At 50.9% G+C, this 20,273-nt stretch carries 21 protein-coding genes; 10 read left to right on the forward strand and 11 right to left on the reverse strand.

Features of this window, described 5'->3' with window-relative positions:
• Positions 1-26: 26 nt before the first annotated feature.
• Positions 27-1,391, reverse strand: coding sequence for a flagellar hook protein FlgE (locus QQL65_RS15535; protein ID WP_284365951.1), 1,365 nt, complete (start codon positions 1,389-1,391; stop codon positions 27-29).
• A complete protein-coding gene (locus tag QQL65_RS15540) occupies positions 1,391-1,645 on the reverse strand; it encodes a hypothetical protein (protein ID WP_284365952.1) in 255 nt (84 codons plus the stop codon). Before QQL65_RS15540 ends, QQL65_RS15535 begins: the two co-directional genes overlap by 1 nt.
• A gap of 32 nt (positions 1,646-1,677) precedes the next feature.
• On the opposite strand from QQL65_RS15540, the gene QQL65_RS15545 reads away from it, so the two are divergent.
• From QQL65_RS15545 to QQL65_RS15560, 4 genes are all read left to right on the forward strand, one after another.
• Entirely contained in the window at positions 1,678-2,547 is an 870-nt protein-coding gene (locus QQL65_RS15545) for an ATPase (RefSeq protein ID WP_284365953.1), read from the forward strand.
• Between the two features lie 101 nt (positions 2,548-2,648).
• Positions 2,649-3,563, forward strand: coding sequence for a homoserine O-succinyltransferase (locus tag QQL65_RS15550; RefSeq protein WP_284365954.1), 915 nt, complete (start codon positions 2,649-2,651; stop codon positions 3,561-3,563).
• 145 nt (positions 3,564-3,708) lie between these two features.
• Positions 3,709-4,881: an alpha/beta hydrolase family protein gene (locus tag QQL65_RS15555; RefSeq protein WP_284365955.1), complete on the forward strand. Its 1,173-nt coding sequence runs from the start codon at positions 3,709-3,711 to the stop codon at positions 4,879-4,881.
• Positions 4,882-4,888: 7 nt separating this feature from the next.
• Positions 4,889-5,431 carry a PadR family transcriptional regulator gene (locus QQL65_RS15560; protein WP_284365956.1) on the forward strand — a complete coding sequence of 181 codons (543 nt, stop codon included), beginning with the start codon at positions 4,889-4,891 and terminating at the stop codon, positions 5,429-5,431.
• On the opposite strand, the gene QQL65_RS15565 is transcribed toward QQL65_RS15560, so the two are convergent.
• The 3 genes from QQL65_RS15565 to QQL65_RS15575 all read right to left on the reverse strand — a co-directional run bounded on the left by QQL65_RS15565 (position 5,428) and on the right by QQL65_RS15575 (position 7,779).
• A complete protein-coding gene (locus QQL65_RS15565; protein WP_284365958.1) occupies positions 5,428-6,591 on the reverse strand; it encodes an MFS transporter in 1,164 nt (387 codons plus the stop codon). The genes QQL65_RS15560 and QQL65_RS15565 overlap by 4 nt on opposite strands.
• A 103-nt stretch (positions 6,592-6,694) precedes the next feature.
• Entirely contained in the window at positions 6,695-7,234 is a 540-nt protein-coding gene (locus QQL65_RS15570) for a DUF2087 domain-containing protein (RefSeq protein ID WP_284365960.1), read from the reverse strand.
• A gap of 287 nt (positions 7,235-7,521) precedes the next feature.
• Entirely contained in the window at positions 7,522-7,779 is a 258-nt protein-coding gene (locus tag QQL65_RS15575) for a YjhX family toxin (protein ID WP_284365961.1), read from the reverse strand.
• Positions 7,780-8,100: 321 nt separating this feature from the next.
• Here QQL65_RS15575 and QQL65_RS15580 point away from each other — a divergent pair, with 321 nt between their 5' ends.
• Positions 8,101-9,546 (forward strand): YcjX family GTP-binding protein, encoded by a 1,446-nt coding sequence (locus tag QQL65_RS15580; protein ID WP_284365962.1) that lies wholly within the window; start codon positions 8,101-8,103, stop codon positions 9,544-9,546.
• Positions 9,543-10,577, forward strand: coding sequence for a YcjF family protein (locus tag QQL65_RS15585; protein ID WP_284365963.1), 1,035 nt, complete (start codon positions 9,543-9,545; stop codon positions 10,575-10,577). Before QQL65_RS15580 ends, QQL65_RS15585 begins: the two co-directional genes overlap by 4 nt.
• Here QQL65_RS15585 and QQL65_RS15590 read toward each other — a convergent pair.
• Positions 10,571-11,254: a DUF899 domain-containing protein gene (locus QQL65_RS15590; protein WP_284365964.1), complete on the reverse strand. Its 684-nt coding sequence runs from the start codon at positions 11,252-11,254 to the stop codon at positions 10,571-10,573. The two genes, QQL65_RS15585 and QQL65_RS15590, sit on opposite strands and share 7 nt — an antisense overlap.
• 149 nt (positions 11,255-11,403) lie before the next feature.
• Between QQL65_RS15590 and QQL65_RS15595 the strand changes: the two genes are divergently transcribed.
• The 4 genes from QQL65_RS15595 to QQL65_RS15610 all read left to right on the forward strand — a co-directional run bounded on the left by QQL65_RS15595 (position 11,404) and on the right by QQL65_RS15610 (position 15,437).
• On the forward strand, positions 11,404-12,606 hold the full coding sequence (locus QQL65_RS15595; protein WP_284365965.1) for an MFS transporter: 1,203 nt from the start codon (positions 11,404-11,406) through the stop codon (positions 12,604-12,606).
• A gap of 19 nt (positions 12,607-12,625) precedes the next feature.
• On the forward strand, positions 12,626-13,357 hold the full coding sequence (locus tag QQL65_RS15600; protein WP_284365967.1) for a phosphotransferase enzyme family protein: 732 nt from the start codon (positions 12,626-12,628) through the stop codon (positions 13,355-13,357).
• Between the two features lie 818 nt (positions 13,358-14,175).
• On the forward strand, positions 14,176-14,862 hold the full coding sequence (locus tag QQL65_RS15605) for a hypothetical protein (protein ID WP_284365970.1): 687 nt from the start codon (positions 14,176-14,178) through the stop codon (positions 14,860-14,862).
• 287 nt (positions 14,863-15,149) lie between these two features.
• The gene (locus QQL65_RS15610) at positions 15,150-15,437 is read left to right on the forward strand and encodes a GIY-YIG nuclease family protein (protein WP_284365973.1); all 288 of its coding nucleotides are present in this window, start codon (positions 15,150-15,152) and stop codon (positions 15,435-15,437) included.
• Between the two features lie 192 nt (positions 15,438-15,629).
• Here the strand turns inward: QQL65_RS15610 and QQL65_RS15615 are convergent, their stop codons facing one another.
• Genes QQL65_RS15615 through QQL65_RS15635 form a run of 5 tightly spaced genes read right to left on the reverse strand, consistent with a single transcriptional unit; the run spans position 15,630 to position 20,264 of the window.
• Entirely contained in the window at positions 15,630-15,962 is a 333-nt protein-coding gene (locus tag QQL65_RS15615; RefSeq protein WP_284366313.1) for a 2Fe-2S iron-sulfur cluster-binding protein, read from the reverse strand.
• Positions 15,962-16,990, reverse strand: a complete 1,029-nt coding sequence (locus QQL65_RS15620; protein ID WP_284365976.1) for an NAD(P)/FAD-dependent oxidoreductase — start codon at positions 16,988-16,990, stop codon at positions 15,962-15,964. Before QQL65_RS15620 ends, QQL65_RS15615 begins: the two co-directional genes overlap by 1 nt.
• A gap of 53 nt (positions 16,991-17,043) precedes the next feature.
• Positions 17,044-18,330 (reverse strand): phosphoadenylyl-sulfate reductase, encoded by a 1,287-nt coding sequence (locus QQL65_RS15625; protein WP_284365978.1) that lies wholly within the window; start codon positions 18,328-18,330, stop codon positions 17,044-17,046.
• Positions 18,323-19,969 (reverse strand): nitrite/sulfite reductase, encoded by a 1,647-nt coding sequence (locus QQL65_RS15630; RefSeq protein WP_284365980.1) that lies wholly within the window; start codon positions 19,967-19,969, stop codon positions 18,323-18,325. The genes QQL65_RS15625 and QQL65_RS15630 overlap by 8 nt, the downstream gene beginning before the upstream one ends.
• Positions 19,956-20,264 carry a DUF2849 domain-containing protein gene (locus QQL65_RS15635; RefSeq protein WP_284365982.1) on the reverse strand — a complete coding sequence of 103 codons (309 nt, stop codon included), beginning with the start codon at positions 20,262-20,264 and terminating at the stop codon, positions 19,956-19,958. Before QQL65_RS15635 ends, QQL65_RS15630 begins: the two co-directional genes overlap by 14 nt.
• Between the last annotated feature and the right edge of the window lie 9 nt (positions 20,265-20,273).

Consider the following 20,273-nt stretch of genomic DNA (forward strand, 5'->3'; position numbering starts at 1 on the left):
CAGTTGGGCGCAAAAGCGCCCAACATTTATCGAACCATATTGAGGGCTTCTTGCAGCATTTCATCCGCACTCGAAACAATCCGAGTGCCCGCTGCATAAGCCTGCTGCGTCACAATCAGTTTCGTGAACTCTTCAGAAATGTCTGTGTTTGAGCTTTCAAGCGCCGCACCGGTCACCTTGCCGTCAATATCCAAGATCGCATCACCAGATTCTGATGTCGCAGAATAAACACCGCCATCATGCCGTCTGAGTTGGTTCTCGGAATTAAAGTTGGCCGTCACAACTTGTGCCAGTTCAACCTTTTTACCATTCGAATAGTTGGCAACAATTCGCCCTTCACTATTCACCTCCACCGACACAAATTCACCAGCAGGGAAACCGTTTTGCGAAAGCTTGGTCACTTCGGCCGTACCGTTTGCATCGGCAAATTGGGTTACGCCGTTTGAACCGTGAAGCAATGACACATCACCAATGGTAATGCCGTCAATCACCAAACCAGTGAGGTTCACGGATGAAATAGTCGGCGAAAGCGAACCGTTGGTGCCAAACACATAGTCTGTGCCAACATTCTTCCATTGCGGATTGGTACCAGCCGCATCACCGTCAAATTGGTAAAATAGGTTCCAAGTATCCGAACCACCATTCGCGTATGAATCTGTCTTCGCCCAACGAAGTTGCACGTTAGCCGGCGCACCGTTTTCAGCGTAAACCGTAATCGCGCCACCGGCGATTGAATCCGCCAGGAAAAGGGCGTTGTCGTCGGCAACAATGTTTGGATCAATCGAACCACCATTATAGGCAGTTGCATCGATCAATTCCGAGTTTGGGTTGACCGGATCATAACCCGCGTTTTTCGGCAGTTGTGGCAGGTTCAATTGGTAATTGAAAACCGCTGTACGCTGTGAAGGCAAGAAGGAGTTGTCGAGTTTAATTACCTCAGGCACAGAACCCGCAACGTTGCCGGTTTTGCTGTCAATCGGCAACCCCTTCAAGTACGCAGAAGAGCCATTGACCAAATAGCCCTCTTTATCAACGTCGAAATCACCCCGACGCGTGTAGAAGTCGGTTCCACCAAACACCGCATTGCCATCATTGGTACCGATTTTCTTTTCAACAACAAAGAAACCCGAGCCATTGATCGCCATATATGTGTTTCTGTCAGCAACCGTAATATCGCCCTGCACATCGTTTGTAGCGCGTGATTGCGCCAACACCGCACCGGCAATTTGCCGCTTTGATGGCGCATCTGGGATCAAATCGACAAAGTCTGTTTCAATCCGTTTATAGCCAGTTGTTTGAGAGTTCGCGATATTGCCTGAAATATGCTCAAGCGCGAAGGACTGAGCCTGTAGCCCCGTCACGGCAGTCGCCAACGCACCATAAATACCCATTACATTCTCCTTTTGATCACGACGCACGCATCGATTGCCAAATAGAATGCAATTAGGATGCCAAACCCATAAGCTGTTGATTTAAATGGTTTTAAGTCCTTATTCACCATGAGAGATGCCACTACAGCGGCAGATTCATCCCAGCAAGCGGCAAGATTTTCCCACTTAGCTGCCCACAAGACCCATGACAGATTGTCTGGCTTGCGGGCACCCACAATCTCCGCTATGAGCAATTCAGTGTTGTTTCGCCCCACTTTGTGGGATCAATTTTGAGTAAAGGTCTGAAATGCTTTTTGCTTCTGCCAAAGACTATAAGGAAAGCCCGCGCAAAGCGGTTACCGCCTTTGGTATGTCAGGCGTGGGCAAAACCATGGTGGCCACACATTTGCGTCGTTCCGGCTGGTTCCACTATTCAGTCGATTATCGCATTGGCACCCGCTATATGGGCGAGCATATTGTCGACAATTTCAAACGCCGCGCCATGCGCGATCCGTTTCTCGCGGGATTATTGAAGTCAGACAGCATCTATATCGGCTCAAACATCACGTTTCACAATCTCTCGCCGCTTTCCACCTATTTGGGACAACCAGGTAATCCGGAAAAAGATGGCTTAGCGTTTGCAGAGTTCCAGCGCCGGCAAGCGCAGCATCGCGTTGCAGAGATTTCCGCTTTGCAAGACACTGGGTACTTCATCAAGCGCGCGCACGAAATATATGGCTATGATCACTTCATCGCCGATACTTCAGGTTCGTTCTGTGAAGTGATTGACCCGAATGATGCGAATGACCCTGCGCTTAAAGCAGTAACTGAGCACACGGCCCTATTGTACATTCGCGGCACACAAGAAGATGAGCAGCGCCTCATCTCAAACTTTGTCAAAGCGCCGAAGCCGATGTATTATAGTCCTGACATGCTTGAAAGCGCTTGGGGCCGCTATAAGGCCGAGAAAAACATTTCAAACGATACTGACGTTGACCCAGACGATTTTGCCGTTTGGGGCTTCGCTGCCCTCGTGCGCCATCGCCTGCCGATCTATCAAGCGATTGCTGACAAGCATGGATATGTCGTGGAAGCCCGCGACTATGAAACCATCCGCGACGACAAAGATTTCGACGCGATGATGATGATGGCGGTTGCACGCCGCCTAAACGGTTGAGTTCTTAACTTCTTCCGCCTAAATCTTTTCTACCCTAAATTCGAAAACCCGAAAATCTGCGACGTCAGATTTATATAGCAACCCAAAATTGGAGTATTTCCATGCCCATTAAGATCCCAAACAATCTGCCCGCCCGCAAAGTGCTGGAAGCAGAGGGCGTTATGGTAATGGACGAAGATCGCGCCACCCGGCAAGATATTCGCCCGCTGCAAATTGGCTTGCTCAATCTCATGCCGAACAAAGAACGCACCGAAACCCAATTCACCCGTTTGATCGGCGCCACGCCGCTTCAGGTGGATTTGACTTTGGTGCGCATTACAGACCACCAATCCAAGAACACCCCACAAACCCACCTTGAGAGTTTCTACAAGACCTGGGACGAGGTGAAACATCGCAAGTTTGATGGGTTCATCATCACTGGTGCACCAATCGCTCATCTCGAATTCGAAGATGTCGGCTACTGGGACGAGATGAAAGAAATTATGGATTGGACCCGCACCAATGTGCACACCACCATGTTCGTATGTTGGGGCGCTCAAGCTGCCTTGCACTATTTCCATGGTGTTGAACGGTTCCGTCGCCCGAAAAAGGCATTCGGCGTATACCGCCATCAAGCGGTCGCCAAAGCCTCGAAATATCTTTTGGGCTTTTCAGACGATTTTGCCATACCAGTGTCACGCATAAACGACATCGACGAGGCATCCGTTCCAAAGAACTTGGAAGTGCTTGTTAGCTCGAGCGAGGTGGGTCTTTGCTTGCTCGACGATGCAAAGAACCGTCAATTGTTCATGCTCAATCACCTTGAATATGATCATCGCTCTTTGGCCGAAGAATATCTGCGCGACAAGGCAGCGGGTCTTGACATTCAGCCGCCAATCAACACGTTTCCCAACGATGATGTGACCGCAGAGCCGCTCAACCGCTGGCGCTCGCACGCTTACTTGTTGTTCGGCAATTGGATCAACCAAATGTATCAAACGACAGAGTTTGATTTGGACAAAATTGGTCAGAAATAGCCAACTCCGCAGAATCTAATCATCAAGAATTGGAGCCAAGCGTTTGAAAACTCAGCGCTTGGCTTTTTTTTGCGTCTCATTGCATCTTGCAATATATCTTTTAGATACATATATATCGGCTAGATACATTTGACGGAGCGATAAGATGAAACGCGTTTGGATTATTGGTTTGCCGCTATTGGCCCTCGTGCTGGCGGTGGGATATTTGTTCACTCAACTCCAGCCCGAGCTGCCACAACCAACAGGTGCGCATAAGGTCGGCTATGAAAGATTTGCAATCGTTGAAGGCGACGAATGGGTAGATGTTCAAGCATTTTACCCAACCAGCGAAACCTCAGAGCAGCAGCCCCAAGCCATTCCTGCGGACTTGGCTGTTGAGTTTGGCAAGGCCTACAATACCCCAGCAATCGCCATGCAGGATGACAGACCACTCCCCGCTTTCATCGGTGCCAAAGCAGTTGACGGCAATCATCCTGTGCTGATTTTTAATCATGGCCACGGCATGTATGCGACGCAAAACAGCCATCAGATCATCGAATTGGCCAGTCACGGCTATGTGGTCCTCGCCCTCAACCATCCGGGCCACAGCCTATTGAGCAAAAACGGCGACCTTGCCGTCCCGCGTCAGCCCGGCATCGCCGAATACTCACCCGAAGAAGTCACAACGCTTCTAGAACGCCAAAAACGTGGCAATGACGAGTTGCGCGCCACGACGTCGCTTGAGGAATGGAAAATTGCCATGCGCGCAATCCAAAATGAAGCGTTCGCCGACATCGTTGACCAATTCCCCGTTTGGACCGGCAACAACACCATTGTGCTTGACGCTTTGGAAAGCGGTAGCGTGCCCGCGACCATTGCGGACAATCTCGACCTAACAAAAATCGGCTATTTCGGCCATTCCTTTGGCGGCTCTGTTGCCACACATATGGGCCTGAATGATGATCGCGTAAAAGCTGCGTACAACATGGACGGGCCTGTTTTCACCTGGTCGCTTCAGGACAATTCAAGCGCTGCGTTTTGCTTTGCCTATGGCGATTCAAACAATCAAGGCGGTGTTGCAACTGACTTCTCTTGGGTCAACCAGCAAATCGCCAAAGCAACAAATGGCTGCGAGCGCACATTCCTTGGTGCAAGCCACATGAACTTTAGTGACCTCAACGAAATCTCGATGATGAAGTGGTTCGGACAACTTGGACCAATCGACAAATACCAAATGCGCGACAACCTAAACGGCTCTTTGCTGGAATTTTTCAACCTGCACTTGCGCGGCACGGGTAAAATCAGCGAACGTGCTGGCACAAAACTCATACAGCACTAGGGCACATATGCAGGACATGATCATATTGGGGCTCCTCGCCTATCAAGACGCGAGCCTTTATGACCTCAAAAAGACGATGGAGCAGTCCACAACGATGTTTTACAACACATCGATTGGCTCCATCCACCCTGCTCTCACCAAGCTTGAGAAAAACGGCCACGTGACAAGCCGAGAAGAAGCCACGGGCAAACGCATCAAAATAATCTACCACCGCACTCCTGAAGGCGCTGAGGCATTTCAAGCATGGATCAGCGAACCTGTGGCCGTCTTCAAAACCCGAGACGAAAGCATGCTGCGCCTTTTCTATATGGGCCACGTTGAAGGCGATGTGAGCGAACATATCCAACTCTACATTGACGAAGCTGACAAATGGATCGCACTGCTTGAAGGCATGTTGGCGGCGCAGGACCTATCCAAGGTACCGCCAGAGTTTCAAAAAATTGCCTTCTTCCAATTCGCCACCATGCGATATGGCCTGGATACTATCAAATTCGGCAAAAAGTGGTACACGCAATTGCTCAAGGATTACCACGCGCAGAAAATCGGTTAGCTGCTTGCGGCTAAAGCGAAACGGTTCGCTCTTCCCACAAACACCCACCACATAAAACACACGCCGCCGCCCAGGCTCGCCGCCACAAACATCATTGGAATGGGCGAAGGGCCAACCAACGAGAATGCGCCTACCAAAGTGGTCACCATCCCCGCCATTGAGCCAAGCGATTGGTCAAATGCTGCGAGTTGGGCGGCTTTGTTTTTCGGTTGTTGAAATACATAGCCCAATATCGAAACGGTGAAGCACGTTTTGGCGAGTGTCAGCACCGTAAACAGGATGGGAATGAGGAGGAATGCAAGAGATGTTTGAACCACTGCGGCCAGTCCAACGAACCCTAAACATACGCCTATCCAAGACAATCCCACCATGTTGCTTGGAAAACCTTCTGGCTTTTTGCCCCAGCGCACAAACGCCAAATTCGTCAACAATCCAGTTGCAGCCGAGAGCGACAGCGCAATCGACAAAGCAATCTTGGGGACTTCAAACAGATTGAGCGTATAGGGCATCAAATTCGACATCATCACGGATAAACCGCTCACCCCAACAATCGGCAACCCCATCAGCAGCCAAGTCCGCACATCTATACGCACGCCTTCTCGCTGTGGCTTTGCCATTTGCTCATCTGCTTGCGCCGTTGCTGACTGCAAACTGAAAACCAAAGGCAGCACCAAAATGCACGCGGCGGCGCTGGCCACAAACACATATTTCTCACCCACAAGAACGCCGAGCACGCCCCCTACCAGCGGCGCCAAAACCCGAGCGCCAGAATTGGTAAGATTGGTCCACGCCGCAAACTTGCCATGTTTTTGGAACTGTTCTGCAAGCGCTGCAACGGTTGGGTAAAACAATCCAATCGCGGTTGATCGAAACAACACCAACAACACTAGGCTTGGCACATCACTGACGAAAAACATCAGCCCAGTCGCAACACCGCGCAAGCCAAGCGATGCCAGCATCAAATCACGCGCGGCAAAGCGTTGCGCCAATTGACCGTAGAATTTGCCTAATACCGCCAATGGCAAGAACATCGCCACTGCGATAAAGGCCACGCCTTTCGCATCTGCTTCTAGCACATAGCCAGCAAAAGTGAGGATAGATATCAGGTCAAGCGACGCGGTGATCGCCGCAACCGCCATAATGGCTAAAAGCTTGTACATGAGGTGCCGAGGGGCGCTCCTGAAACAGAGTACGGCCCCTCAAACTTTGCGATTCTAGCGGCAGTGTAAAGCAGAGATGTTGCCAACTTAGCTCAATCGATGCCTATTCTTGCCGACGTGCTTTCACCCGAGCGATCAACTCGATCGCTTCTGGCGGTGGCGTTTGCTCGATCCGCAAATACGCGGCCCCATCTTTTGAGCGTGAAACCAATTGATAGCCAACCATGACCCGCCGCAATGTCGCCGGATCAGAAAAGCTATGCCCCTCATTCAGCAAGACGCTTATTTGCCTCTCGGTCAGGTTTCGCCCCTTAGGCAGCATCGCCCAAAACACCCAAATGCAAGTTCTCTGCACCAGGTTCTTTGAAGGCCAACGTATCAACACACCATGCTCATCAAATTGATTGAGACACCGCTCCACCAGTTTGAAATCTACAGTGCTGGTTTGCACATCATCCAATCGCTCCCGCGATTTGTGTGCCGCGCGCATATGCTGGAAATTGCGAAACCCATTTGCTTTGGCCAGCATGTTGAGCATACGCACATGCGTCAGCGGCGCATCATTTTGCAAAACCTGTTTGGTCAAAGAACGGGAGAATTGAGAGATATCGTCCGCCACAAGCGGAATAATTTGTTTCGACATTTGACATCCATATGTGCCGAATTACGTCTCGTTGGTCGCAGACTTAACGAACCGGCACTCAAGAAAATGTTCAAATGCGTTAGCTCAGTTGAAGGGGCAGTTTTAGCATGCTCAATTGCGAGCCAGCGACGCCTAGGTAGTGCCCGACCAAAGGCCAAGCTATTGCACAATTGTTGCAAATGCAAATTGATTCACTTCATCAACTGACTGAATCAATTCTTCAAGCTCAATCGCTAAACAATTGTGGTTAGGCGATTTTTCCAGCCGCCCAACCACATGTTGTTGTATTATCGATTGTCAAATTGTGGACGCACAGACTCACGCCCTTTACGTGTAATCCGATAGGCTTTGCCGCCCTGAGATTTCACAAAGCCGCGCTTCTTTAGGCGATTAAAGACCGACAACTTGCAGTCCGTCAGCACAAATCCTTCGCGCGAAAAGCATGTCACGTCGATAACCTTGCCATGCACATTGCGCACATAAGCAATCCTGCCGCCTTGCGACAGAACGTGCAAAACACGTTGTTCTAATTTTGAGATATTCAATGGAGTAGTTCCGATTAAGCAGTCGCAATCAACCGCCCGCCTCGCAATGCGCAAAGGCGGCGATATTCTTGGGTGCTTCCGTTTCAGGAAGCTATCGGATGGCTACAATCTCTGACATAAACTCCACGTGCATTTTGCATTGATTTGAAAAGCACAAGCCGAAGCTAGGCCGATTTAGACGCCAGTTCAATCGCGCCAAAGCAGCATTTTTCGCTCCGTTGCAATCTGGCAACAATTACGCCGCGACAAGCCAACCCCTTGTGATCGCGCTAAAAATCCCTACCTTGAAATCAACAAGGGCAAAATGAGGAACATAGCTGCATGAGCAATTGGGTGGACGAAACCCGCATCGCGCTCGATAACGTGGTCGACAATGTCCAAAACATCTTCACCCCTCATCTGCGTTTAGGCGTTACCGGCCTTTCTCGGGCTGGCAAGACCGTGTTTATCACCTCATTGATCCACCAATTGATCGAGGGCAACAACCTCCCCCTATTCAAACCGCTGGCCGAGGGGCGCATCATCGGCGCAAAGCTGTCCCCGCTGCCCAACCACACTATGCCGCGCTTTGGCTTTGAGGAGTACCTCAAAGCCCTTACCGGCAAAGACCGCCATTGGCCAACCTCAACACGGCAAATCTCTGAGTTGCGCCTCACCATCAAATATCAAAGCGCGAGCTGGGTTGGCGGCATCACCGGACCGCAAGAACTGCACATCGACATTGTTGATTATCCCGGCGAATGGCTGCTCGACTTGCCCCTTTTGAACAAGAGCTACGCGGAATGGTCAACCGACGCATTCGAGCGCGCCAGTGAACCAGCGCGCAGCGACTTGGCAAAGAATTGGAAGCTCTTCAGCAACGCCATCAAACCCGACAGCGATATCGTTGAAGCCGATGCGCAAGCGCTATCTGAAGCGTTCAAGACCTACTTGGCTGAATGCCGAGAAGATGTGCACGCACTGTCCGCTTTGCCCCCGGGCCGGTTCTTAATGCCTGGCGATTTGGAAGGATCCCCGGCACTCACATTTGCGCCTTTGCCGCCTCAGTCTGGCACCAAGCCAAACAACAGTTTTTACGCCACCATGGAGAAGCGCTATGAGGCTTATAAAGACCTCGTGGTGCGCCCGTTCTTTCGCGATCATTTCGCACGACTTGATCGGCAAATTGTACTCGTCGACACTTTGTCGGCTCTCAATGCTGGCCCGGCTGCCGTTCAAGATTTGCAAGGCGCGATCAGCGAAATTTTGAGCTGTTTCCGCACTGGCTCAAACAATATTCTAACCTCGCTTTTCTCGTCCAATATCGACAGGATTTTGTTCGCCAGCACCAAGGCAGATCACTTACATCACACAAGCCACAACCAGCTGGAATTGATCCTCAATCACCTCGTGGCCAATGCCGCCCGCGACGCCCAATATAAAGGCGCCGCTACGTCGTCGATTGCCCTTTCGTCCGTTCGCGCCACCCGCGAGGGCGAGGTGGAGCATGAGGGCGAAATGCTCCCGACGATCATCGGCACGCCGCAAAAAGGCGAGAAGCTGGATACAAAAACCTATAACGGCAAAACCGAAATTGCTTTATTTCCCGGCGAGTTACCGCAGAAACCTGAATCTGTTTTTGATCCTGAAGCAGACCATATTGGCCAGCTCAAATTCTTACGATTTTGTCCACCAGCGCCAGAAACCACGGATAGCGGCAACATCAAATTGCCGCACATTCGCATGGACCGCGCCATCGAGTTTTTGATTGGAGACAAGCTGCAATGAAGAAACCCGTCGCCATCGAACTCGATCCAAAACCAACCAAGCAGCCCGCGCAGAAACCTTCTGCCGAAGCGCCAAAATCGCCGCAAGCTTTTGCAGTGGCGAAAGCCAAGTTGGAAGAACCCGACTTCAACGCTGACCTTGAATTGGTTAGCGATGTTGCGCTACCCAAAAGCACCATTTGGTCCAAGCTATTTTGGGCTGCTTTGGCATTTCTAGTTTCCCTAGGCACGGGGTTGGCGCTTGAGCGTTTGGTCTCGGATTTATTTGCCCGTTACCCGGCATTGGGCTGGGTTGGTTTAGCCGCCGTTGGCATATTGCTCCTTGCATTATTCGCCCTAATCATCCGAGAACTGTTTGGCATTTTGCGCTTGCGAAAGCTTGAGCATTTGCGCCACGCCGCGCAAGAAGCCCACGCCAATCATAAACTCAAAGATGCGCAGAATGTCGCCTTAGACATTCGTTCACTTTATGCCGAACGTGCCGATTGCGCGCGCCATGTTGCCGCTTACGACAAAGGCGCAGATGGCGTGTTTGACGCTGACCATCTTTTGCCGTTTGCCGAGCGTGAGCTGCAACACCCGCTTGACAAGAAGGCGCGCGCTTTGATCGCCAACTCTGCCCAGCGCATCGCATTGGTGACCTCCGTCAGTCCCCGCGCCATCGTTGATATTGGCTTCGTGCTTTATGAAAGCATCCGCCTTTCCCGCCGCGTCGCTGCGCTTTACGGCGCCCGCCCCGGCTTTTTTGGCTTTATGACCTTGTTCAAAGCCATTCTTGGCCACCTCGCCCTCACCGGCGGCATCGCGCTGGGCGATAGCGTGGTGCAGCAATTGCTTGGTCATGGAGTTGCCGCGCGCATCTCCACCAAGTTGGGCGAAGGAGTCATAAACGGGCTGATGACCGTGCGGGTAGGCATCGCCGCCATGCGCGTGACCCGGCCCATGCCTTTCCTTTCCGGCAAAGCCCCCTCGGTCAGCGAGTTTTTGCCTGATCTGATGAAAATCACCAAGGATGATAAGACACCTCAATAGCTATCCTTGTGCTTTAGCCATTCCATCGCATAGCCTAGTCCATCTTCATCGCGCCCCTTCGGGGTTAAGTCCAAATAGTTATAGGTGGCGTTCATCAGATCGAGCCCGCGACTAAACGTTGAATAGGTGTGATAGATATCCGCCCCATCGCGGGCGAACACCGAAATGCCCGGCATCTCTGTGCCACCAGAAAATGGCTTGTAATTATATCGCCCTTCTTCTTCCTCATTAAACGACACCTCGAAATCGAAATTGAAATCTGATGGCGCAGACGAGACCCAATCAAATGACCAGCCCATGCGCTTTTTGAAGGGCATAAACACATCCATCGGCGCACGAGAAATGGCTTTGAAAGATACGTCCCGCGCCGCGAAATGCGCTGTGTTATGGTCAAAGCTATCCGCCCAAAACGAACAGCTTTTGCACCCCTGTTTCCAATCAGGCCCGTACATGAAGTGGTAAACCACCAACTGGTCGCAGCTGCCGAACAGTTGTAACAAGCCCTCTTCGCCGCGCTCGGTTTCAAACCGATAATCCTTTTCAATTTTCACCCAAGGCATTTCCCGCCGCTTGGCGCTCAGCGCATCACGCTGCCGCGTGAATTCTTTTTCCGCCGCCATTAGTTCTAAGCGCTCAGCTTCCCAAGTTGCCCGATCAACAATTTTTTGTGGTTTCATCTCACCTGCTCCCTATTCAGTTATGCTGACACATTCGCGTCGCTAGAACCATGTCGCACTGGCATCGCGATTTTCGACAGGCAAATAAAATAAGCGAAGAATTTCCAAATCCGCTTGACCGGCCCAAACTTGAGGCGTAGAGGCATATTATGACCTTCTCTGCCCGCCTTGATAAACTCCGCACGCCCTATTTCATGCTGATCCTGATGGCCATCACCATTCAGGTTGGCTTTGCCTCATGGAGCGCGATCCTCAACAATTTCGCCCACGATAAAGCCAGCTTTTCGGGTGCGGATATGGGGCTTTTGCAGTCGATCCGCGAAATTCCGGGCTTTTTGGCATTCACGGCGGTGTTTTTCATCCTTGTGTGGAAAGAGCAAACGTTTGCGCTGATCTCCCTCTTTGTGTTTGGCATCGGCATAGCCCTCACCGGCATGTTCCCATCTGTCACCGGGCTTTTGATCACCACCTTCATCATGTCACTTGGTTTCCATTATTACGAAACCATGTCGCAGAGCTTGCAGTTGCAGTGGTTGCCCAAGGAAACTGCGGCCAAGCAGTTGGGCACCATTTTGGCTGCTAGCGCCTTTGGACAATTATTGATCTATGGCCTTGTGATCCTCCTTTGGAAAGTGCTGGCGCTGCCCTACATCGCTATGTTCTGGGTATTTGGCGGGCTCACCCTTTCGCTGGTTATGTTCATCATTTTCTTTTTCCCACAGTTCAAACAACCCCATGTGCAGAACAAGAAACTGATCCTTCGCAAACGCTATTGGCTCTATTATGCGCTGACCTTCATGTCCGGCGCACGGCGGCAGATTTTCGTGGTTTTTGCCGCTTGGATGATGGTCGAGAAATTCGGCTATCATGTGCATGAAGTGGCCCTGTTGTTCATCATCAACACCACTTTCAACATGTTCTTTGCCCGCCGCATTGGCGCCGCCATCGGCCACTTTGGCGAACGCGCAGCGCTGACCTTTGAATATATCGGGCTAATCATTGTTTTCGTCTCTTATGCCTTTGTAAATAATGCATTTTTGGGTGCATCTTTATATGTGATTGACCACTTCTTCTTCGCCCTTGCCATTGCTATGAAGACCTATTTCCAAAAGATCGCCGACCCTGCCGACATGGCCCCAACGGCTGCAGTGGCCTTCACCATCAACCACATCGCCGCAGTGGTGATCCCGGTGGTCTTTGGCATCATATGGCTGGTGAACCCGGCCTATGTGTTCCTTGCAGGCGCCGGCTTTGCGGTGCTGTCGCTGGCCCTTTCGCAACTCATTCCCCGCCATCCGGTTGAGGGGCATGAAACGTTGCTCGTGAAGCCTAAAGTTGCAGTTGGTGAGTAGGTTGCGATAAGAAATCTCCATGGGTTGGGACGCGCTTCAATTTTGGGATCAAGACGCAAAACGCATTAAGCGATTTACCAACGGTGTCGCGAACGAAGTATGGTCTGTCACCATTCGCGATCAAAAGGCAGTCGCACGATTGGGCTCTCGAAGCGATGCGGATCTTCAGTGGGAAACGAATCTCCTGATATTTCTCGACCGAAATGGCATCTGTGTACCCAAACCAATACCAACGCTAGATGGCCGATTGTTTGCTAATGGGCTGGTGGTTATGGAGCATTTGGACGGTACCACGCCCAAAACCAAAGATGATTGGAAACGCGTCACCGAAACCATTCGCCGCGTCCACGAATTGACAAAAGACTGGCCACAACGGCCCGGATGGAAATCGTCAATTGATCTTATCAATTCAAACTCAGGCACAAAAATCGATTTGACTGCGATGCCCGCCGAAGGCGTGAAACGATGCCGCAACGCCTGGCGAAAAATCGAGGGCCTGCCGCAAAGTGTTGTTCACGGCGATCTGAACCCCGGCAACATCTTAATGTCGGGGGATAAAGTCGCACTGATTGATTGGGACGAGTCCCGCGTTGACGTCTCCTCTCTTGATCTTGCACTTCCCCATAACGCTGCTGAAATCGATGCAGATCGACTTGAAAAAATCGCGCAAGCCGTTTCCGCTTGGGAAGCTGCCGTATGTTGGGACGATGACTACTCAAGGAGGCGATTGGCAGAAGTAAAACCCGTTTGATTGCGCCACGTTCCATCCTGTTCTCTCCTCTGCAAATGCAACCAACCTTCAACTCAATCCCTAGTTCACCGCCGAAAGACGCAACCAGACACACCGAATCCTCTGGTCAGCAAAACTGCCAGTTGATGAAATTGCAGGGCGCGAGGCGTTTGAAATCTCGTCTTTGTTTTTAGAAAATGAGACGTCAAACGCCTCGCGCAAATGGCTTTTGCATCCAACTTTGCGCTGCCCCGGGGTGCTAGACCCTTCTATCCCCTTAACCAGCGCTCCACCAAAACTGTTATGACCTTGGTCATTTGGTGATATTGGGAAACAGCGCCCAATAAGCGGCTTACGGCTGCCTTCGGTGTCAGACTGGACAGGCAAAATGGTGCGAACCATAAACGTCTTATGATCCGGCCATCCCCCTTGATTTGGTCAGCGCCCCGCCTGATGCGGTTTGCCCTCCACCGCCCGCCATTCGTCAACAGCCTGCACGGTTTCAATCAAAGGTGAGACATTGTGGCATAGGGATTTTTGGCGGGGATAAGTTTTTTTAGGAAACTACACGACAGTCGGTGCCGCTACCCCATCATACCTTCATGCAATGAAAGCTTCCCGAGGATAAGTGCGAAGAAAGCGAAAAATAGTTCTGCCCCACCGGCTGACATTGCCCAACCCTCGCCACGACCAATTAAAAATCGAGATGATTAAATCTCTATCTTTTGGATTAAGCTTTGCTTTAGCCAAGCCATATACGTTCGCCAACAATACTTAGCGACGTAGAATTTTTTCTAGTTTTAGCTCAACTTTTTGAATTGCCAGAAGGACGCGTGAGAATGTTAGCGCAACGAGTTTTTGCATCATTTCTTTGCTTATTTGCCACACCCAGTTTTGCGGGCGAACTGTTCCCATATACAGATTATGTTGTCGAGGTAAACGGAACTGTCGACGGGAAACCTCTCGAATTTTATGCGAATGAGTGGTGGCGCTGGGCCTACTCCATGAAGCAAACTGAGAGCCCGGTGCACGATACTGACGGTTCATTCTGTGACGTCAACCAAGAAGGTCCGGTATGGTATTTGGGCGGAGCATTCGGCGACACTTACATCAAAAGAAAATGCGACATTCCGGCGGGAAAACACCTGTTTTTCCCAATTATCAATCTGGTTGTCGCGACCTACCCGGATGAGGAGCAGACGTGCCAAGCGGCCAAGGTCAAAGCGACCGCCGCAGCACAAGGCTTCCAATTTATAAGAGCCTTCATAAACGGGACAAAAGTCGACTACCCAGAAAGATATCGGGTCGGATCAAAAGAGTGCTTTAACTTGTTTGGCCGCGTTCCCGCGAAGTTTCAAGCACCGTCCATGGAGCCAAGCGCCACCGATGGGTACTGGCTTATGCTCAAACCACTACCCTCAGGGTCACACACTATACAATTTTCGGGCTTACACATTTTCGAACCCTACAACGAAAAAAGTATGGTCCAAAATGTCTATTATGAGCTCAATGTGCAACCAGAATGATATTTGCACGCCCATCTTGCTGCGATGCGGCAAAGGATTTCCGCTCCACCCTCTGAACAGCCTGCGCGGCGTGAGCATGCAAATGAAATTAGGAAACCTTCGACTGAGTATTAATGAACACGAGCACCTTAGTTCAACTAGGAATCAGACCTGGATTCCCGCCTTCGCGGGAATGACTTAGGGCCTATTCGCTGTGCTGGATTTTATTGTTTTTTGCGCCACCAGATAAAGTTCTCTTGGTCATCCTCGGGCTTGACCCGGGGATCCAGGACTGAACAAATCAAGCCATGAGCGGTTTCGTTTACATAATGGCAAGCAAGAAGAACGGCACTATCTATGTTGGCGTCACAAGTGATCTTGTCAGGCGCGTTTGGGAACACAGGGAAGCCGTTTCCGATGGTTTCACCAAAGAACACAACATCAAACTGCTGGTCCATTTCGAGCGTTTTGATGAAATAGGCGCTGCAATTTCCCGAGAAAAAAATCTCAAAAAATGGAACCGCGAATGGAAGGTCCGATTAATCGAGAAGTCTAACCCCAATTGGAACGATCTTTATGCTTCTGTTTGTGGATAATCAGACCTGGATTCCCGCCTGCGCGGGAATGACGATGGAGGGTGTTGTCAAAAACATTTAGAAAGAAAATACTGAACCAATTCTTGGGCGGTCAGCCCGGCCAACTTTTTGGCCGCCCCGTTGGAGCGCCAACAGTTTGCACAGCGCGGTATTAGCGCGTCGTGCAAACCGTGATACGGCGCGTGAGATCCGTTAAGCCACTTTTTCTTCAGGCTTGGCGCTTGGGGCCAAAGAAACCTTTAGCCCATCAAGCTCTTCGCTCATCAGAATTTGGCAAGAAAGACGAGAATTGTCTTGGACGTCTGGCACGGTGTCCAACATGTCTTCTTCCTCATCCGTTGCAGGGTGCAACTTGTCTTGCCATTCAGGATCAACGAATACGTGACAGGTGGCGCATGCACAGGCACCGCCGCACTCGGCTTTAATCGGCAATTCCCAATCGCGGATAACTTCCATTACCCGCCAGCCATCAAGGGCTTCTAGTTCGTGCTCTTTGCCGTCGTGGTCTGTCACATAAACGCGCATCATTTCACTCCAAGCTTCTTCTGCAAGCTGGTTGAAGAAGTGGTGTATTGGAACACAACCTTTTGATCCGGATGGATAATTTTCTTCGCAGCTTGTGCCATCAGGGCGGCTTCGTGGAAGCCAGAAAGGATGAGTTTCAACTTGCCCGGATAGTAGTTAATGTCGCCGATGGCAAAAATGCCTTCTTCAGATGTGGCGAATTTTTCTGTGTCCACATTGATTAGGTTCTCGTGAAGATTGAGGCCCCAATCCGCAACTGGACCCAGCTTCATGGTCAAGCCAAAGAATGGCAGCAAACGTGTTGCAGGCAGCAACTTCTCACCCTCTTTGGTCTTCAAGTTGACGCCAGTGATCTGACCGTTATCGCCCTCAAGGTTGGCAATTTGGCCAAGCTCAAAGTTGATCTTGCCCTGCTCAACGAGCGCACGCATTTTATTCACGCTGTCCGTGTGGGCGCGGAAGCTATCGCGGCGGTGCACAAGGGTCACAGATTTGGCGATTTCAGCCAAGTTCAATGTCCAATCCAGCGCGCTATCACCACCACCAACGATCACGATATCATGGTCGCGGAATTCTTCGCGCCGACGCACGGCGTAGAAAACAGACTTGTTTTCAAAATTCTCGATTTCAGGAACTGGTGGGCGCTTAGGCTGGAATGAACCGCCGCCAGCAGCGATCACCACAACCTTACATTTGAAGGTTTGGTTGTCGTCTGTCTTGACGATATACGATCCATCTTCTTGCTTCTCAAGCTCAGTAACCATCTGATTGTAATGGTAAGTTGGGCCAAATGGCTCGGCTTGCTCAAGCAGATTATTGGTCAACTCTTGTCCAGAAATCTCAGGGAAAGCTGGAATATCATAGATCGGCTTTTCTGGATAAAGCTCGGCACACTGGCCGCCTGGCTTGTCCAAAATATCAATCAGGTGGCATTTAATGTCCAACAGGCCCAATTCAAAAACAGCAAAAAGACCAACAGGCCCTGCACCGATGATCACCACATCGGTGACAATCTCACGCTCGCTCATTTCTTGTACTCTCTTCGTATTTTATCGCGGGCGCTGGACCACCCAATTCAATTTTATTTTGCCCGTCGCAAAAACGGACGTGTTCCAACAGGCACCTCTTGCGATGCCCCGATAGGCTGCATAAACAGATTGACCGAACCAAGGTCATCGTTCTGCAACGCCTTTTTGGTCGCTTCATTTTGAACAGTCAAGGCATCGAACCCACATCTGAGGAAATAGGCCACCTGATCGGTCAAAATGTCGCCACGCGCACGCAATTCACCTTCATAATTGTACCGCTCCCGCAATAGTCGCGCATATGAATAGCCCCGACCATCGGTAAACGCTGGGAACTCCACAACAATCGATGAGAATTGCTTGGCAGCTTCGCCAAGCGCATCCACATCGTCACCGGGGCGAAGGATCAGCCCCAAATCACGTGGATTGGCGTCAATTTCTTCGCGGTTTTCAAGATAGACATCAAACGGGATGTGAACATGATCGAGATCAGTCACCGCCTCATCTTCTTTCAAGTCACGCCACAAATCGGCAACAAACGCGCCATTTTTGAACAAATTCATTGGCTTTTGCCCAATTTCAACTGTTGGATGCGCGATCTTGCCGCTCACATCGAAATGAATTCCACATTCGGTTTTGTCTTTACCGCGCCAACGGCCAGAACGAGGGTCTTCCCCCTCTTTCACAACAGATGTGCACGGCTCACAACCGATTGACAAAAAGCCTTTAAGGAACAATGGGTGCGCTGGCAAGTCATGAGCCTTGCGATAGGCAGCAACATCATCATTGTCCCAATAGGCAAGCGGGTTCACTTTGATCCGCTCATCCGTGGTCAATTCAAAATGCGGCAACACGCCCCGGTCATTGGTTTGGAAGCGCTTACGCCCTGTCACCCAGCCGCCATACGTCTTCAAAGCTGCATCAAGCGGCTCAGTTTTGCGGATGTGGCAGCAGCTATCAGGATCAGTTTCCCAAAGATTGCCTTTCGGGTCGAACCGCTCAACGTCCTTTGTGTCAGGCTCAAGAAAACGCACATTGGTCAGACCAAGGTGCTTTTTCGTGATTTCGATATACTCAAGCGTTTCAGCGAAATGCTTGCCCGTTTCCAAGAACAGAACTTCTTGGTTCGGGTTGATCTGGGCAACCATATGCAACAGCACAGAGCTATCCGCACCAAAAGACGACACCATTGCAATGGGCGCAGGCGACACGTCACCAGTCAATGCGTGACGCAAAACGGACAAGCCGTCTTTTTCGTCAAACATGCCGTTAAGCGCAACAAGCTCCAGATCGGATGGACGCGGTTTTGCGGTTTGGGCGTGAGCCAAGTTCGAACTAGCCATAAAGCGCCTCCTTAAACGGTGCGTCACCTAAGCGGCGATAGGCAGCCAAGAAGGACTCTTCAGGGCCTGTGCGTTCCGCCATATAGCGATCGAGCAGCTTCTCAAGCGCGTTCGGCACTTCTTCAGGCACAACGCCGCGGCCCAAAATGGTACCAACTGAAGCGTTTTCAGTGGCGTCGCCGCCAACTGTGATCTGATAAAGCTCTGTGCCTTTTTTCTCCACACCAAGAATACCGATATGCCCCACATGGTGGTGACCACACGCATTGATGCAACCAGAGATTTTCAGCTTCAGCTCACCAAACTCTTCTTCGCGATCTGCAAACTTCTCAGAGATAGCTTGCGCGATTGGGATCGAGCGTGCGTTTGCCAAGGCGCAATAATCAAGCCCAGGGCAAGCGATGATGTCTGAGATCAGGCCAGCATTGCCTTCTTGCAAGTCGTTGGCCACCAATGCGTCGTAAACGGCGCGAACATCCTTGATCGCCACATGTGGCAACACAAGGTTTTGCTCGTGAGTCACGCGAAGTTCGTCGAAACTATATTGCTCAGCAAGGTCCGCAACCGCTTCCATTTGCGTATCCGTCGCATCACCCGGCACACCGCCGATGGGCTTAAGCGAAATCGTCACGCTAACATAGCCGTCTTTGGCGTGCGGATGCAGATTGTGCTTTAGGAACCGCGCATAAGCGCTGTCTGTTGCTTCAAACTGTGCAACATCAATCTTGGTTTCAGTTTGTGGCTCAAAATTAGGCGCTGCGAAATATTCAGTAATCCGCGTCAGCTCGCCTTGCGGCAGCTTCAACACGCCCTCTTTGATTTCTGCAAATTCAGCTTCAACCTGTTCACGAATGGTCTCAATGCCTGTTTCGTGAACAAGGATCTTGATCCGCGCCTTATACTTGTTGTCGCGACGACCATACATGTTGTAGACGCGCAAAATCGCTTCGAGATATGGCAGCAAATATTCGTGCGGCACATAATCCGATATCTCTTTCGCAACCATCGGCGTACGGCCCAAACCGCCGCCAACAAACACGCGCCAACCCACGTCACCTGCATCATTGGTCGCAGCCATCAAGCCAATATCGTGAAACTTCACGGCGGCACGGTCTTGCGGCGCGCCCGTGATGGCGATCTTGAATTTACGTGGCAAATAGCTGAATTCTGGGTGCAAAGACGACCACTGACGGATGATCTCGGCCACAGGGCGTGGATCGATAATCTCGTCAGCAGCAGCACCAGCAAACTGATCTGTGGTCACATTGCGGATACAGTTGCCAGACGTTTGAATTGCGTGCATTTCAACGCTCGCCAACTCTTCCAAAATCGCTGGCACATCTTTGAGCTTTGGCCAGTTATATTGAATATTTTGGCGCGTCGTGAAGTGCCCATAGCCCCGGTCATAGGTGCGTGCAATATGCGCAAGCTTGCGCATTTGCGTCGAATTTAGAGTGCCATAAGGCACCGCAACCCGCAGCATATAGGCGTGCAGTTGCAGATAAAGGCCATTCATCAGGCGAAGTGGGCGAAACTGCTCTTCAGTCAACTCGCCAGAAAGGCGACGCTTAACTTGGTGGGCGAACTGTTCGGTGCGCTGACGGACAAAAGCCGCATCAAATTCATCATAGCGATACATGATCGGCTCCTTCCAATGTCTGGCGCGCAAAGCCGCCAACAGTTGGGCCATTGGCCCGGATTTGTTCGCGCAAGCGATTGGCCCAAACGGTGCCCGTTTCGCTTACCTCAACGGCAATCGGTTCAACGCTCACCAATCGAGGGTTGGCCAATGTTTTTTCAAGCATTGCGTCTTGGGTCGCTTGCTCATCAGCACCAAATAGTTTGGCTTTTTGCAGGTCGACACCAAAGTCGCCATTCTCGTAAAGGTACACAACCGCACCTGAAATAAGTTCGTTTGCTGTAATCGCGTTCATCGTCATATC

The sequence above is a fragment of the Maritalea porphyrae genome, assembly GCF_030159895.1.
Lineage (GTDB): Bacteria > Pseudomonadota > Alphaproteobacteria > Rhizobiales > Devosiaceae > Maritalea > Maritalea porphyrae.